We start from the raw sequence: 15,495 nt of genomic DNA on the forward strand, positions 1-15,495 counted from the left end.
GGTCGGATTATCCCATGGACGCCATGTCGCCCCCCGCCGCCTCGATCATCCACGGCCCGCCGCTCGAAGAGCAGCCGGGGATCGGCGCGCTGACCTTGCCCGGCTATCTGCGCGAGGTGACCGAGCGCTTCGCCGCGCGCGAGGCGCTGGTGCTGCACCATCCGGACGGCGCGGCCGAGCGCTGGAGCTACGCCGACCTGTGGGCGCGCGCCGAGGAGGTCGCCCGGGCGCTGATCGCCTGCGGCGTCGGCAAGGACAGCCGGGTCGGGGTGATGATGACCAACCGGCCGGAGTGGCTGGCGGCCTTCTTCGGCGTCGGCCTGGCCGGCGGCGTGGCGGTGACGCTGTCGACCTTCTCCACGCCGGCGGAGCTGGAATACCTGCTGCAGGCCTCGGGCGTCGGTGTGCTGCTGGCCGAACGCCGGGTGCTGAAGAAGGACTTCGCCGCGATCCTCACCGAGCTCGCGCCGGAGATCGCCGTGGCCGCGCCCGGCGCGCTCGCCTCGCATCGGTTCCCGCACCTGCGGCGGCTGGTGATGGTCGGCGACGGCTCGGCCGGCGGGGCGATCGAGAGCTGGGCGCAGTTCCTGGCGCACGGCGAGGCGATCTCGCCGGCGCTGGTGGCGGCGACCGCCGCCGGCGTGACCCCGGCCGATCCCGGGGTGATCTATTTCTCTTCCGGCTCGACCGGCAAACCGAAGGGCATCCTCAGCGCGCACCGGGCGGTGGCCGCGCAGCTCTGGCGCTGGGCGTGGATCCCGCAGGTCGAGGACGACCTGCGCTGCCTCAGCGTCAACGGCCTCTTCTGGTCCGGCAACTTCTGCCAGACCCTCGGCCCGACGCTGGGCTCGGGCGGCCTGCTGGTGTTGCAGCCGACCTTCGAGCCGGCCGAGACCCTGCGGCTGATCGAGCGCGAGCGGGTCACCATGCCGGTCGGCTGGACCCACCAATGGGCGCGGCTCGAGGAGGCGCCGAACTGGGCCGAGGCGGACCTGTCGAGCCTGCGCTACGTCGATCCGCAGTACCCGCTCGCCCGCCATCCGACGGTGACGACGACCTGGGTCGAGCCGCGCTGGTCCTACGGCAACACCGAGACCTTCACCATCGTCACCGCCTATCCGGCCAACACGCCGGACGAGATCGCCGGCGACAGCCACGGCGCGGCGCTGCCGGGCGCGGTGATCAAGGTCGTCGATCCGCTTAGCGGCGAGGTGCTGCCGCGCGGCCAGTCCGGCGAGATCGCGGTCAAGGGCGCGACCCTGATGCTCGGCTACTTGGGCGTCCCGCTCGACGAGACGCTCGACGCCGAGGGCTTCTTCCGCACCGGCGACGGCGGCCGCATCGATGAGCGCGGCCGGCTGTGCTGGGAAGGCCGGATGACCGACATCATCAAGACCGGCGGGGCAAACGTCTCGCCGATCGAGGTCGACGCCGAGCTGGCCAACTGCCCCGGGGTGAAGCTCAGCCGCACGGTCGGCGTGCCGCACGAGACGCTCGGCGAGCTGGTGGTCACCTGCGTGGTGCTGGAGCCGGGCGCGGTGCTGGAAGAAACTAACGTACGTGACTTCCTGCGCGCCCGGTTGGCGAGCTACAAGACTCCGCGCCGGGTGCTGTTCGTCGGCGACGATGACCTCAGCCTCACCGGCAGCGCCAAGATCAGAACCAGCGCCCTGCGCGAGCTCGCGGTCAAGCGGCTCACGGCGGAGACCCAGGCGGGGCCGGAGGAGGAATAGATGTTTGAAGTCGAGCACGCGTCGCCGCGCGTCGGGTCGGTCATCCGCACCACCAAAGAGGACATGGTCGCCGGCGCCTACGCCGAGCAGATCAACCAGCTGCTGAAGCAGCGCAGCGCGCTGGTCTTCCCCGAGGTGCACCTGACGATCGAAGAGCAGCTCGCCTTCGCCGGCACCATCGGCGAGGTGTTCCTGGTCGGCGGCAAGGAGGTCCAGAAGATCTCGCTCGACAAGGAGGTCAACCCGGTCGCCGACTACACCAAGGGCGCGTTCTATTGGCACATCGACGGGGCCAACGACGACGTCCCGGCCAAGGCGACCATGCTGAACTGCCGGGTGCTCGCCGCGCCGGGCACCGGCGACACCCTGGTGGCCAACACCTACGCCGCCTACGAGGACCTGCCCGCCGAGGACAAGGCGTTGATCGCCAACCTCAAGGTCCGGCACTGCCTCGAGAGCACCCAGCGGATGGTCAACCCGGACCCGACCTACGCCGAGCTGCAGCGCTGGCAGGCCTATCCGTCGCGCGCCCACCCGATGGTCTGGACCCACCCGAACGGCCAGAAGTCGCTGCTGATCGGAGCCACCGCCTACTACGTCGAGGGCATGAGCTTCGAGGAGGGCCGGGCGCTGCTCTGCCGGATGCAGGAGTTCGCCACGCAGCCGCAGTACGTCTACCGCCACCGCTGGTCGGTCGGCGACTTCCTGCTGTTCGACAACACCGGCGCCATGCACCGCGCCGCGCCCTACGACACCAACAGCAAGCGGCTGATGGACCGCACGACGCTGCACGGCGAGGAAGCCATCGCCTGACGGCGGTGGTTCAGAAATCGCGGTAGAGCACCGTCCAGGCCTCGGCCAGGTCGGGGGTGATCGGCATCTCGGCGGTGTTGGCGCGGTCGCGGATCTCCTCCAGCACCCCCTGCGGCGCGTCGGACTCGATGTCGTAGACCGCCAGGAAGCGGTGCTTCGCGCCGATCCGCTCCGGCCCGCAGAGCTCGGGGTCGCCGGTCGCCATCGTCAGCTGTTCCTGGGTCAGCTCGGCGCGGCGCGCGCCGACGATCCCCGGCACCCGCAGCAGGTCGGCGATGTGCACCTCGTCGTACCAGGCGTTGAACGCCGCCTCGCGCCCCGGCGTGCAGTTGGTGAACACCAGCCACTTGTATCGCGCCACGTCTCGCCTCCCGGGGATCCTTTTCGCCGAGGCTAGGCCGGCGCCGGCGGCGGCGCCACGCCCGGTCCCGACGGGCGCCGTCTCGCGCGCGTCGGATTGCCGGCAGGGTCAGCTTCAGCGGCGCGCGGGCCGCCCCCACGCTGTCATCCCGGTTTCGCGCAGCGAAGACCGGGACCCAAGAACACGGCGTGGCCGGTGCGTCGCTGGCGACGTCGTGTTCTTGGGTCCCGGACAGCCGCTGCCGCGGCTTCCGGGATGACAGCATGAGGTGCGGCGTTAGCTGCGCCACGTTCGGCAATTAAATTCCAACGCGACCGGTCATTTCGCCGCAGCAGAGCCGCCTCCATGCCCGGCCACGCTGCTGCGACATGTCGTCCCGATCCGCTCAAGGTGGCAGGTTTTGCCCCGGCGGCGCCGCAATCGACCGCTGATTTCCCGCTCGGCGCAGGGGCGTCGAGGACGGGAATCATACATGGCAACGCTTACGGTCGGTCAGGGCCAGCAATACTCCACCATCAAGGCGGCGGTGGCCGCGTCGCGCGACGGCGACGTGGTGCAGGTGCAGGCCGGGACCTACACGAACGAGTTCATCGAGATTAACACCAAGATCACCCTGCAAGGCGTGGGCGGCATGGTGAAGATGGTCGGCACGACCGACGTCTCGAACGGCAAGGGCATCCTGGTCACCAACACCGACGTGACCGTCGACCACTTCGAGTTCAGCGGCGCGACGGGCGGCAGCAACAACGCCGCCGGCATCCGCTACCAGGCCGGCAACCTGGTGGTCACCAACAGCTACTTCCACGACAACCAGAACGGCATCCTGGCCAACCCGTCGTCGACCGGCACGATCACGATCAAGAACAGCGAGTTCGATCACAACGGCTACGGCGACGGCTACACGCACAACATCTACGTCAACGACGTCGCCAAGCTGACCATCCAGGACAGCTTCTTCCACGACGCGGTGTACGGCCACGAGATCAAGAGCCGCGCCTCGATCACCGAGATCACCAACACCCGGATCTACGACAACAACGGCGACGCCAGCTACAGCGTCGACCTGCCGAACGGCGGCAAGGCGATCCTGGCCAACAACATCATCCAGCAGGGCCCGAACAGCGCCAACCCGAACATCGTCGCCTTCGGCGCCGAAGGCAGCCTGCACAGCGGCAGCTCGCTGACGATGACCAACAACACCATCATCAACGAGATGGCCGGTCGCGGCTCGATGGTGATGAACCCCGGCGGCGCGCCGGTGTCGATGGACGGCACCCAGGTCTGGGGCGTCAACCAGCTGACCAGCGGCTCGGGCATCACCGCGACCAACACCACCACCCTGTCGAGCAAGCCGGGCCTCGACAGCTCGCACCCGTGGGACGGCAGCTCCGCGCCGCTGCCGCCGGAGCCGACGCCTGAGCCGACGCCGGTCCCGGGCACCGGCGGCAACGACGCGCTCAGCGCGGCGGCCGGCGGCGACAGCTACATCCGTGGCGGCGAGGGTGCGGACACCATCACCGGCAACCTCGACCACTTCAACAACGTCAACGGCAACCAGGGCGCCGACAGCATCATCGGCCGCTCCAGCGTCGGCGACTGGCTGCTCGGCGGCCAGGGCGACGACGTGGTCAACGCCGGCCAGTCGAGCGGCCACAACATCATCAACGGCAACATCGGCGTCGACACGGTGATCGGCGGCTCCGGCGCCGACATCCTGCGCGGCGGCCAGGGCGACGACCAGATCACCGGCGGCGCCGGCAACGACTGGATCGCCGGCGACCTCGGCGGCGCCAACGTCGCCACCGGCGGCGCCGGTGCGGACACCTTCTACGCCGTGAACAACGGCGGGGTGACCCACGTCACCGACTTCTCCGGCGCCCAGGGCGACCGCGTCGATCTCGACCCGGGCGTGACCTATCAGCTGAGCCAGCAGGGCGCGGATCTGCACGTCGTGCTGACCAACGGCCAGGGCGGCGAGCTGGTGCTGCAGAACGTCACCCAGGCCAACTTCCAGACCAGCTGGATCGTCTAAAACCGACGGCGGCCGCCTCCGCGTTTTGTGGAGGCGGCCGCCGATCAGGTGCGGCTCAAGGTTGCGCTTCGGCGTACGTCTGATCTTATCGAGCGCGGGTATCGGGACGCCGCGCGCGGAAGGTGAGACCAGTTGCATAAGAAGACTCTCGCGGCGTCGGGCCTGCTCGTCGCCGCGCTGCTTTGCCTGACGACGCTTAGCGGCTGCACCCGACCCGGCGGCGGCGACCGCAATTACGGCGCGGCGGCGGACTGGCCGAACCACGGCGGCGGCGTCGACGAGAGCGGCTACAGCCAGCTCGCCGAGGTCCGCGCCAACAATGTCGACCGGCTGGGGCTGGCCTGGTCGCTCGACCTGCCCGGCGAGGTGACGCTGCAGGCCACGCCGCTGGCGGTGAACGGCGTGCTCTACTTCTCCGGCACCTATGCCGCGGTCTACGCGGTCGACGGCGCGACCGGGAAACTGCTGTGGAAGCACGACCCGGAGTTCTGGAAGCACGAGCCGGCGCGGATGCGGCTCAACTACGCCGCCAACCGCGGGGTGGCCTACGCCAACGGCCGCATCTTCGTCGCCACCTTCGACGGCCGGATGATCGCGCTCGACGCCAAGAGCGGCAAAGAGCTGTGGAGCGCCCAGGCGATCGCCCCGGGCGCGGCCTATTTCAGCACCGGCGCGCCGCTGGCGTTCGGCGACAAGGTGATGATCGGCAACGGCGGCGGCGACTTCGGCTCGCGCGGCTATGTCACCGCCTTCGACCAGGCCACCGGCAAGCAGGCCTGGCGCTTCTACACCGTGCCCGGCAGCCCGGAGGAGAATAAGGGCGATCCGGCGATGGAGGCCGCGGCCAAGACCTGGAGCGGCGAATACTGGAAGACCGGCACCGGCGGCACGGTGTGGAACGGGATGAGCTACGATCCCGAGTTCAACCGGGTCTACATCGGCGTCGGCAACAGCGGGCCGTACGATCCGGCGGTGCGCAGCCCCGGCGACGGCGACAACCTCTACCTAGTGTCGATCGTCGCGCTCGACGCCGACACCGGCAAGTACGTCTGGCACTACCAGGAGAACCCGCGCGAAGCCTGGGACTACAAGGCCACCGCCAACATCGTCGCCGCGACGCTGAAGATCGACGGCAAGCCGCGCAAGGTGCTGCTGCACGCCCCGACCAACGGCTTCTTCTATGTGCTGGACCGCGAGACCGGGAAGCTGATCTCCGCCGAGAAGACCGGCAAGGTCACCTGGGCCGACCGCATCGACCTGAAAACCGGGCGGCCGGTCGAGCGGCCGAACATCCGCTACGAGGCCAGCGACGTCGACATCTATCCGGGCCCGGCCGGCGCCCACAACTGGCAGCCGATGACCTACAGCCCGCGCACCGGCCTGGTCTACATCCCGGCCCAGCAGCAGGGCATCCGCTTCACCAAGAGCCTGGGCGCCTCGGGCAAGGTCAATCCGGCCGGGGCGATGACGCTGATCACCGGCAATCCGGACGACAAGACCGGCTGGCTGCAGGCCTGGGATCCGGTGCGCCAGAAGGAGGCCTGGAAGGTCAAGCTCGACAGCTTCTGGAACGGCGGGACCCTGACCACGGCCGGCGACCTGGTGTTCCAGGGCACCGGCGACGGCTACCTCTCGGCCTATGACGCCAAGGACGGCAAGCGGCTGTGGCGCTTCAACGCCGGGCTCGGCGTGCAGGGCGCGCCGATCAGCTATTCGGTGAACGGCCGGCAGTACGTCTCGGTGCTGGTCGGCTATGGCGGGGCCGCGGCGGTCGGCGGCACCCACGTCGGCTGGAAGTACAACGCCCAGCCGCGCCGGCTGCTGACCTTCGCGCTCGACGGCAAGGCGGTGCTGGCGCCGAGCGCACCGGCCGACATGAGCGTCGCGGCGGTCGACGATCCGGCGATCAAGATCAGCGAGGCCGACGTCAGGGCCGGTGAGGCGCTGTTCATCACCTGCGCGCTCTGCCACGGCCGCGACGCGGTCTCGGCCGGCGTCGCCCCGGACCTGCGGGAAAGCGGCGTCGCGCTCGATCCCGAGGCGTTCCGCCAGGTGGTGCACGACGGCGCGCTGCGGCCGACCGGCATGCCGAGCTTCGAGAACCTGTCCGATGCCGAGCTGCGGCAGATCTCCGCCTACATCCGGGCCAAGGCCCGCGAGGCGCTGGGGACCCGGAAGCCTGCGGCCGACGCGGTCTCGGTCGGCGGCCGGTTCTAACGACAAAGACGACCCAGGGAGGCGACAGATGGATTTCACCGGCCAGCATGTGGTGATCACCGGCGCGTCGAGCGGCATCGGCCGGGCGACCGCCGCGCGGATCGCCGGCCTCGGCGGCAAGGTGACCTTGATCGCCCGCCGCGCCGAGGTGCTCGCCGAAGCCTGCCAGGCGATCGGCGCGAACGCGGCTTACGTCGCCGCCGACGTCGGCGACCAGGGCCAGCTCCTGGCCGCGCTCGACCAGGCCGTGGCCGCCTCCGGGCCGATCGACGGCCTGTTCCTCAACGCCGCGACCGACGGCATGTTCGGCCTGACCCCCGACTACACCGACGAGGCCTTCGAGCGGGTGATGCGGGTCAACGTCTTCTCGCTGTTCTGGGCGGTCCGCCACCTGCTGCCGGCGATGACCGCGCGCGGCAGGGGCGCGATCCTGATCACCGGCAGCCTGGGCGCCGAGCGCGGCATGGTCGGCAACCTCGGCTACGTCGCCAGCAAGCACGCCGCGCTCGGCATCGCCCGGGCCATCGCCATGGAGGCGGCGGCCAGCGGCGTGCGCTGCAACTGCCTCAACCCCGGCTTCATCGACACTCCGATGCTGAGCGGCGTGCCGGAGGCGGCCAAGGCCAACATGGCCGCGCGCACCCCGCAGGGCCGGGTCGGCCGCCCGGACGAGGCCGCCGCGGTCGCCGCCTTCCTGCTGTCCGACGACGCCAGCCACGTCACCGCCCAGAGCGTCGCCGTCGACGGCGGCCTGCTCGGCACGCTGTTGCTGTGAGCGTTCGCGCTGAGCGCCCCCTCAGTCAGCTTCGCTGACAGCTCCCCCGCACGCGGGGGAGCAGCGACGCGCCCCGCTCCTCCACCGCAAAGCGGGGGAGGTGGATCGCGCCGCAGGCGCGAGACGGAGGGGGCGTTCAGCCTCTTACCGGCCTAAACTCCCAGGAAGGACCCGCCCCATGTTCCTGCACGGCCACTACCAGAACGCCTACGTCACCCACGACCTGCAGTGGGCGATGGACCAGGTCGGCCAGCGCTACGGCCTGGAGGACTGGATCACCTTCGAGATCGAGCTGGCGGTGCGCACGCCGCAGGGCGAGCGCAGCCAGGCGACCAAGGTGGCCTGCGTCTGGGACGGCGCGCTGCAGCTCGAACTGATCGAGCCGGTCTCCGGCTTCATCGACCCGTTCCTGCCCTATCTGCCGAAGGACAAGGCCGACAAATCCCTGCGCCTGCACCACGTCTCGCTGCGCCGCGACGACCGCGCAGCGATGCAGGCGGAGATCGCCCGGCTGGGCCTGCCGTTCGTCTGCGAGGGCGGCATCCCCGACCTGATCTACACCTACCTCGACGCCCGCGAGACGCTCGGCCACTACCTCGAATACGTCTGGGCGACCCCGGCCGGTTGGCAGATGGTCGGCTGGCCGGAGGGCCGGGCGGCCGGGTGAGGGCGTCGGCGGCGGCGAGGCTCAGGTAAATCTCCCAGCGCTCTGCGGGCGCAGCCCGATGGGCCGGGCGGGCGGACCGCTCAAGATCCAGCGTCTCAAGGCGCTCGGCGATGGGCGCTGCTTGAGCCCTGACAGCCTGCGCCCGCCTGCGCACACCGGGTTGGGAAACCAGAGATGGCGCGCTCCTCACCTCCGGATCCGGGTCTAGGCGGCGAGGCGGGGCTCGAGCCCGCGGCCGGCACGGCCGGCTGGGCGCTGATCTTTGACGGCTTTGAGCCGTCCAGCGAAGGCCAGCGCGAGGCGCTCTGCGCGCTGGGCAACGGCTACTTCGCGACGCGGGGGGCGGCGCCTTGGGCGCGCGCCGACGGCGTGCGCTACCCCGGGACTTACCTGGCCGGCGGCTACAACCGGCTGCGCACCAGCATCGCCGGCCGCACCGTCGAGTCCGAGGACCTCGTCAACTTGCCGAACTGGCTGCATCTCGAGCTGCGCCTGGCCGGGGCCGACTGGTTCGATGAGCGCCAGGTGCGGCTCACCGCCTTCCGCCAGCAACTCGATCTGCGGCGCGCCATGCTGGTGCGGGCGATGACCTTCGAGGACGCCGAAGGCCGCCGCACCCGCCTGACCGAGCGGCGCTTCGTGTCGATGGCCGACATGCACACCGCCGCGCTCGAGATCACCCTGCGGGCGGAGAACTGGTCCGGTGCGGTGACCGTCCGCTCGGGGATCGACGGCCGGGTCGTCAACGCCGGCGCCAAGCTCTACGCCAGGTTCAACAACCGCCACCTGGAGCCGCTGGCCGGCGAGGCGGCCGGCGATGACGGCGTGCTGCTGCTCGTCCGCACGTCGGAATCCCAGCTGCAGGTGGCCCAGGCCGCCCGGACCCGGGTGTTTCGCGGCGACGAGCCGCTGCAGCCGGCGCGACGCCCGCTGTCGGAGCCTGGCTATGTCGCGCAGGACTTCGAGCTGCAGATCGCAGCCGGCGAGACGCTGCGTCTCGACAAGGTGGCCGTGCTCTTCACCTCGCGCGACGACGCGATCGCCGAGCCGCGGGAGGCGGCGCAAAAGGCGCTCGCCAGGGCCGGGGGCTACCAGAGCCTGCGCGCCGCCCATGTGCTGGCCTGGAAGCACCTGTGGCGGCGGTTCGACATTCGCATGCAGCCGGCGGGCGAGCCGTTTCGGCTCAACGTGCCGATGCTGCTGCGGCTGAACCTGTTCCATCTGCTGGCCGCCGCGTCGCTCAATTCGATCGGCCTGGACATCGGCATCCCGGCGCGCGGCTGGACCGGGGAGGCCTATCAGGGACACGTCTTCTGGGACGAGTTGTTCATCTTCCCCACCCTGGCGTTCCGCCAGCCGGAGATCGTCCGGTCGTTGCTGATGTACCGCTACCGGCGGCTCGACGAGGCGCGCGTCGCGGCGGCGCGGGCCGGCTTCCGCGGGGCCATGTTCCCCTGGCAGAGCGGCAGCGACGGGCAGGAGCAGACCCAGGAGCTGAACCTGAACCCGCGGTCCCAGCGCTGGGTGCCGGACAACAGCTTCCGCCAGCGGCATGTCAGCAGCGCGGTCGCCTGGAACGTCTGGCAGTATTTCCAGATCACCGACGACCGGGAGTTCCTGCAATTCTACGGCGCCGAGCTGATCCTCGAGATCGCCCGCTTCTGGGCGAGCATCGCGACCTACAACGCCGCGCGCGACCGCTACGAAATCCACGGGGTCATGGGACCGGACGAGTTCCATGAATCCTACCCGGGCGCGGCGACGCCGGGCCTGAACAACAACGCCTACACCAACATCATGGCGGTCTGGGTGCTGTGCCGGGCCTTGGATGTCCTGGAGGTGCTCCCCGACATCCGGCGCGCCGAGCTCATGGCCCGGCTCGGCCTGACGCCGGCGGAGGCGGCGCGCTGGGAGGACATCAGCCGGCGCATGTTCGTGCCGTTCCACCAGGACGGGATCATCAGCCAGTTCGAGGGCTATGAGAGCCTCGCCGAGCTGGACTGGGACGGCTACCGCGCGCGCTACGGCGACATCCATCGTCTGGAGCTGATCCTCGAAGCCGAGGGCGACAGCGCCAACCGCTACAAGGTCTCCAAACAGGCCGACGTGCTGATGCTCTTCTACCTGTTCTCGGCCGAGGAACTCGCCGCCCTGTTCCAGCGCCTCGGCTATGCGCTGCCCGAGCCCTCGATCCGGCAGAACGTCGTCTATTACCATGCCCGCTGCAGCCACGGCTCGACGCTGTCGCGGGTCGTGCACGCCTGGGTGCTGGCCAGGGCCAATCGGGCCGACGCGATCACCTGCCTGGCCGAGGCGCTGCAGAGCGACGTCAGCGACATCCAGGGCGGCGCCGCGGCCGAGGGCGTCCACCTCGGCGCCATGGCCGGCAGCGTCGACCTCATCCAGCGGGTCTGCACCGGCGTCGAGACCACCGGCGGGGTGTTGCGGCTTAACCCGCGGCTGGCCGACCGGCTCGCCAAGATGGACATGCGCATCCGCTATCGCGGCCACACCCTGGACCTGTGCCTGACCCGCGACGCGCTGCGGGTGCGCGGCCGCGAGCCCGACGCCGCGCCGATCCGCCTGGCGGTTCAGGGCGTCGAGCATCTGTTCCCCGGCGGGGCCACGCGGGTGTTCGCCTTGCCAGCGCCGGGGGATTGCTGAGTCGCGGCGCTGCGGGGACTTGCCGGGCGACTGGCCCGCGAAGCGAGGACGGCTACCTGCGCCGCGACGACCGCCTGGCGTTGGCGGCAGAGATCGACCCGCGGGCCTGCCGTTCGTCTGCGAGGACGGCATGTCGGACCTGATCTAAACCTACCTCGGCGCCCGCGAGACGCTGGGCCACTGCCTCGAATACGTCTGGGCGACCCCGGCGGGCTGGAAGATGGTCGGCTGGCCGGAGGGGCGGGCGGCGGCCTAGATCCTCCCCGGGGAGAACTGCTGCTCCAGAAGTCGCGGCAGAGCACCGTCCAAGCCTCGGCTTGCGCCGCGGAGGCGAGAGCGCCGCGACTAAGGTGGTATGGTCCCGCTTCGACTCAAACCGCGTTCGTGGATTAGGTGACGCGAAACGATGCGCTTTTTCCCCGATGGGCCAAGCATCCCGGATGATCTGCTGCTCGCGAGGGACGAAGGCGGCGTCATCTTCTTCTGCGGGGCCGGAGTCTCTCGGGCGCGCGCGGGCTTGCCAGATTTCTTCGGCTTAGCGAGGCGGGTCGTAGATCACCTTCGCGCCGCAACCGACAGCCCCGCAAGAAAGGTGATTGAGGTCGCCGCCGGTATGGCACCGATCCCTGGCGTGGGAGGGCTCGTTCCGGCGGACAGGGTATTCACGTTACTCGAGCGAGAATTCGAGGTGGCTGAGGTTAGGGCAGCCGTCGCCCAGGCGCTGCGCCCACAACCGGACGCAGATCTATCCGCCCACAAGATCTTGCTGGATCTTGCTACCAGCGCTGACGGCTCGATCCGGCTCGTCACCACCAACTTCGACCTGCTGTTCGAGGACGCGGCCGCTGGCGAGTTGGCCCGCCATGCCCCTCCAGCGTTACCAGACCCGCGCCGTCCCTCGCGCTTCAATGGGATTATTCACCTCCACGGTCACGTCCTGGCTGACTACTCTGCTGCCTCTGACGATGAGTTTGTCCTTTCGAGCACGGATTTTGGCCGCGCGTACTTGGCTGAGGGCTGGGCCACCTCCTTCATTCGAGAAGTCCTTGGACGCTATCAGATCGTCTTCGTTGGCTACGCCGCCGATGATCCGCCGGTTCAGTACCTTCTGGAGGCGCTCAACAATCGAGCAGGTCCAGCTTCAACCATTTACGCCTTTCAGGCGGGACCTGCAGATGAGGCAAAGGCGCTCTGGCGCGACAAGGGCGTCATCGCAATCCCCTTCGATGGCGCAAGCAACTACGCGGCGTTGTGGAAGACGCTAGAGGCCTGGGCTGAGCGGGCGCGCGATCCAGACCGCTGGTACACCCGCGTCCTTACTGCCGCACAGGCCGGCCCCGTCGGGCTCGATCCTGTGGTGAGAGGACAAGTCAAACACATCGTCTCCTCGCACCAAGGCGCAAAGCGGTTCGCAGAGGCGGCACCCCCCGCCGAATGGCTGTGCGTATTCGACCCAGCCATTCGCTACTCCGACCTCCCACGGCTCAGGACGGAGGAGGAGGAGGGACAGCAATCTTTTGATCCGTTCGACGCCTATGGTCTTGATGATGACGTTCAGCCGCTCCCCCCCGCTGACGAGGCTGCACCGCGCAGGCGGAGCGTTCCCGCTGAAGCCTGGAACGCATTCGCGCCAAATCGCCTAGACCGCCAACAGGTCGGTGATGAGCATTTGGCTGGCGTGATTGGTCTGGATGGCGGCCGCGCGGCACGACTGCTTCCGCGGCTGCTGCAGCTTGGAGCAGTGTGGCTGCCCAAAGTAGCTGATCAGCCTGCAGCGCCATGGTGGGCGGCCGGCCGGTTGCCCTTGCATCCTGACATCGCTCGCGAAATTGCTAGGAAGCTCGTTCGCAATACTGGAACGTCGAACGACGCCGAACATGCTTGGCGGTTGCTGCTGAGAGTGGATGAGCCGCCGGGCGCATACTATCACGCCGAATGGTTCGAGTTCGCCGAAAGGATCAAACGCGCCGGCTGGACAACATCCGCGGTGCGCGAGTGGGGCAAGGTTCTCATGCCGCGCCTGAAGGTAGAGCGACCATATTTGCGCTCTGGGCCGCCAGGCGACAACGCGGCAGTGAGGGAGATTGTCCGACCCGAAGTGACCTACCCGCGAACGCCAACTCAACTTACAGTTCCATTGGAGTACTTGTTCGGAGTGATTGTAGAGGCGCGGCGTGGCCTTGAGATCGCCATCGAATTGGAAGCCGAGCTGGGCGGTTGGGCATTCTACAATCTGCCGCCCATCATCGCCGAGCCTACTCCGGATGGGGAAGACTATGCCCGGGATCACGGCCTTCCCGCCGCCGTGCTGCGTTATGTTTCTCTGTTCACGCGGCTTGTTTCTGAAGATCTCACCGCAGCTCGTGACGAGTTGAACCGTTGGCCTGAATGCTGGGAGATCTTCGATCGCCTTCGGGCTTGGACTAGCGGCATGCCGTCGCTGATCAATGGCGAACAGGCGGGGGAGACGCTTTTAGCACTGAACGACAACGAGTTTTGGAGTCACTCTGGCCAGCGAGATCTCCTGTTGGCGTGGCACGCCCGGTGCGGTGATATGCCGGAGGGGAAGAAGCGCGCGTTAGAGGATCGCCTAATCGCAGGCCCTCCGGCTCGATCGGACCTGACAGACGAGGAAAACCGCGCCTGGGCAAACCACTGGATTTTGGAGAGACTCACGTGGCTGCAGCGCCGCGGCTGTCAGCTGACAGCGGAAGCCCTGTCCTCCGTCGATGCGCTTAAAGGCTCCATGCCGGATTGGCATGACGAGCGGGCTGGGGATGCCGCGGCGTCCACAGAAATGCGGATACATAGGGTAGGCGTCGATGTGGATGCGACCGATCTACTGGCTAAACCGCCAAGCCAAGTGCTAGCGGCCGCCAAGGCGATTTCGGGGCGCGACTTTGAGAGTTGGACGGAGCGAAGGCCACTTTTAGGCCTCAGCGAGTTGAGGCCCGCCAAAGTTCTTCGCGCACTCACTTTGGCTGCACGCCGCGGTGAAGTTCCAGACTGGGCCTGGAGCATTTTTCTGCAGATCGACGAACGGCGCAGCGATCGCTTGAGAATGATTAAGGCGATTGCCGAGCAACTCAGCCGCCTGCATCCCGCAGCGTTGGCCGAAATAATGCCCCCGGTATCACGTTGGTTTGAAGGGGCGGCACCGAGCTTGTGGAAGGAAGATAGGAAGGCTTTCGACCGAATCTGGGCGGCAATGCTCGCCGCCCTACGGCACGATCCTTCGTCGGGTCAGTCATCGGTCGTTTCCAGCCGCATGGACTGGGTAACGGCGGCGCTCAACTCGCCTCCCGGGCGTCTGGCGCATGCGCTCATGACGCTAGAAGGTCGCAATCCCTCTCGCCAAAACGGGTTTCCCAAGCATTGGCTCGACAAGGTTGCCCAGCTGCTCGAATTACCTAGCGATCCGCGTAGATATGCGGCCGTCATTTTCCTTCACAATATAAACTGGTTTTACGTCTTCGATCGCGTTTGGTCTGAGGTTCATTTGCTTTCGTTGCTGGACGGGGAGGAGGCGGACGTTGACGTGTTCTGGTCTGGATTCTTCTGGAGTCCGAATGCAATTAGCGAGGAACTTCTGATTAGGCTAAAGCCTCGTCTTTTATCCTTGGTGGATAAGGATTGGGGCGAGGCGCATTACATTCAGAATCTATCCGCTCATTTGCTATCAGGTTGGCATAGCCGGGCGGACGGTGGGGATCGCTTTATCTCGGACGCAGAGATGCATTTGGCTCTCGCGCGTGGCACAGACCGTTTCCGTTCGGACATGTTGCGGCAAGTACAGAAGTGGCGCGCAAGAGATCCGGCGGCGTGGACCATCGACCTTGACATTTTCTTAGGGGAATTATGGCCGCGACAACGGATGGTTAAGACGCCCAAGGTCTCGGCTCAATTGGCGCATCTTATCCTGTCGGCCGGCGACGCCTTGCCGGAGGTATTGGCCTTGGCGCTCCCTTTGTTGGGGCCGGTAGAGCAAAGCTTCACGGGGCTATACGACTCGGAAAAGAACGATGATATACTCAAGAGTTACCCGCGAGAACTCGTTCAACTTCTCTACGTAATTCTCTCTGAGCGAGCGTCGGGCTGGCCATATGGCGGTGCCGCGCTCGTGGAACGGCTTTCGGAAGTTGAGGGTATCGCCCGGGAGCCTAAGCTAATCGACCTCCGGAGAAGGCTGGCCGCTCTCTGACTGGTATGTCGAACGTGAGCGCATCGATTGCG

The 15,495-nt window shown here is 67.8% G+C and carries 9 protein-coding genes; 8 read left to right on the plus strand and 1 reads right to left on the minus strand.

Annotated features, from left to right (window positions below):
- Positions 1 to 14 precede the first annotated feature (14 nt).
- Together ACSQ14_RS22085 and ACSQ14_RS22090 are read left to right on the plus strand one after the other, a co-directional pair.
- Positions 15 to 1,733, plus strand: a complete 1,719-nt coding sequence (locus tag ACSQ14_RS22085; protein WP_436016548.1) for a class I adenylate-forming enzyme family protein — start codon at positions 15 to 17, stop codon at positions 1,731 to 1,733.
- The gene (locus ACSQ14_RS22090; protein WP_436016550.1) at positions 1,734 to 2,546 is read left to right on the plus strand and encodes a TauD/TfdA dioxygenase family protein; all 813 of its coding nucleotides are present in this window, start codon (positions 1,734 to 1,736) and stop codon (positions 2,544 to 2,546) included.
- Between the two features lie 10 nt (positions 2,547 to 2,556).
- On the opposite strand, the gene ACSQ14_RS22095 is transcribed toward ACSQ14_RS22090, so the two are convergent.
- Positions 2,557 to 2,907, minus strand: coding sequence for a hypothetical protein (locus ACSQ14_RS22095; protein ID WP_436016552.1), 351 nt, complete (start codon positions 2,905 to 2,907; stop codon positions 2,557 to 2,559).
- 472 nt (positions 2,908 to 3,379) lie between these two features.
- Here ACSQ14_RS22095 and ACSQ14_RS22100 point away from each other — a divergent pair, with 472 nt between their 5' ends.
- The 6 genes from ACSQ14_RS22100 (at position 3,380) to ACSQ14_RS22125 (ending at position 15,463) form a co-directional block, all read left to right on the plus strand.
- Positions 3,380 to 4,939: a hypothetical protein gene (locus ACSQ14_RS22100; RefSeq protein ID WP_436016554.1), complete on the plus strand. Its 1,560-nt coding sequence runs from the start codon at positions 3,380 to 3,382 to the stop codon at positions 4,937 to 4,939.
- A 132-nt stretch (positions 4,940 to 5,071) separates the two neighbouring features.
- Positions 5,072 to 7,156: a PQQ-dependent dehydrogenase, methanol/ethanol family gene (locus ACSQ14_RS22105; RefSeq protein WP_436016556.1), complete on the plus strand. Its 2,085-nt coding sequence runs from the start codon at positions 5,072 to 5,074 to the stop codon at positions 7,154 to 7,156.
- Positions 7,157 to 7,184: 28 nt separating this feature from the next.
- Positions 7,185 to 7,931, plus strand: a complete 747-nt coding sequence (locus ACSQ14_RS22110) for an SDR family NAD(P)-dependent oxidoreductase (RefSeq protein WP_436016558.1) — start codon at positions 7,185 to 7,187, stop codon at positions 7,929 to 7,931.
- 178 nt (positions 7,932 to 8,109) lie between these two features.
- Complete coding sequence (locus ACSQ14_RS22115; protein WP_436016560.1) at positions 8,110 to 8,598, plus strand: VOC family protein; 489 nt, start codon at positions 8,110 to 8,112, stop codon at positions 8,596 to 8,598.
- Positions 8,599 to 8,772: 174 nt separating this feature from the next.
- A complete protein-coding gene (locus tag ACSQ14_RS22120) occupies positions 8,773 to 11,262 on the plus strand; it encodes a glycoside hydrolase family 65 protein (protein ID WP_436016562.1) in 2,490 nt (829 codons plus the stop codon).
- 406 nt (positions 11,263 to 11,668) lie between these two features.
- Positions 11,669 to 15,463: an SIR2 family protein gene (locus ACSQ14_RS22125; protein WP_436016564.1), complete on the plus strand. Its 3,795-nt coding sequence runs from the start codon at positions 11,669 to 11,671 to the stop codon at positions 15,461 to 15,463.
- Positions 15,464 to 15,495 lie beyond the last annotated feature (32 nt).

The sequence above is a fragment of the Phenylobacterium sp. LjRoot219 genome, assembly GCF_964252995.1.
Taxonomy (GTDB): domain Bacteria; phylum Pseudomonadota; class Alphaproteobacteria; order Caulobacterales; family Caulobacteraceae; genus Phenylobacterium.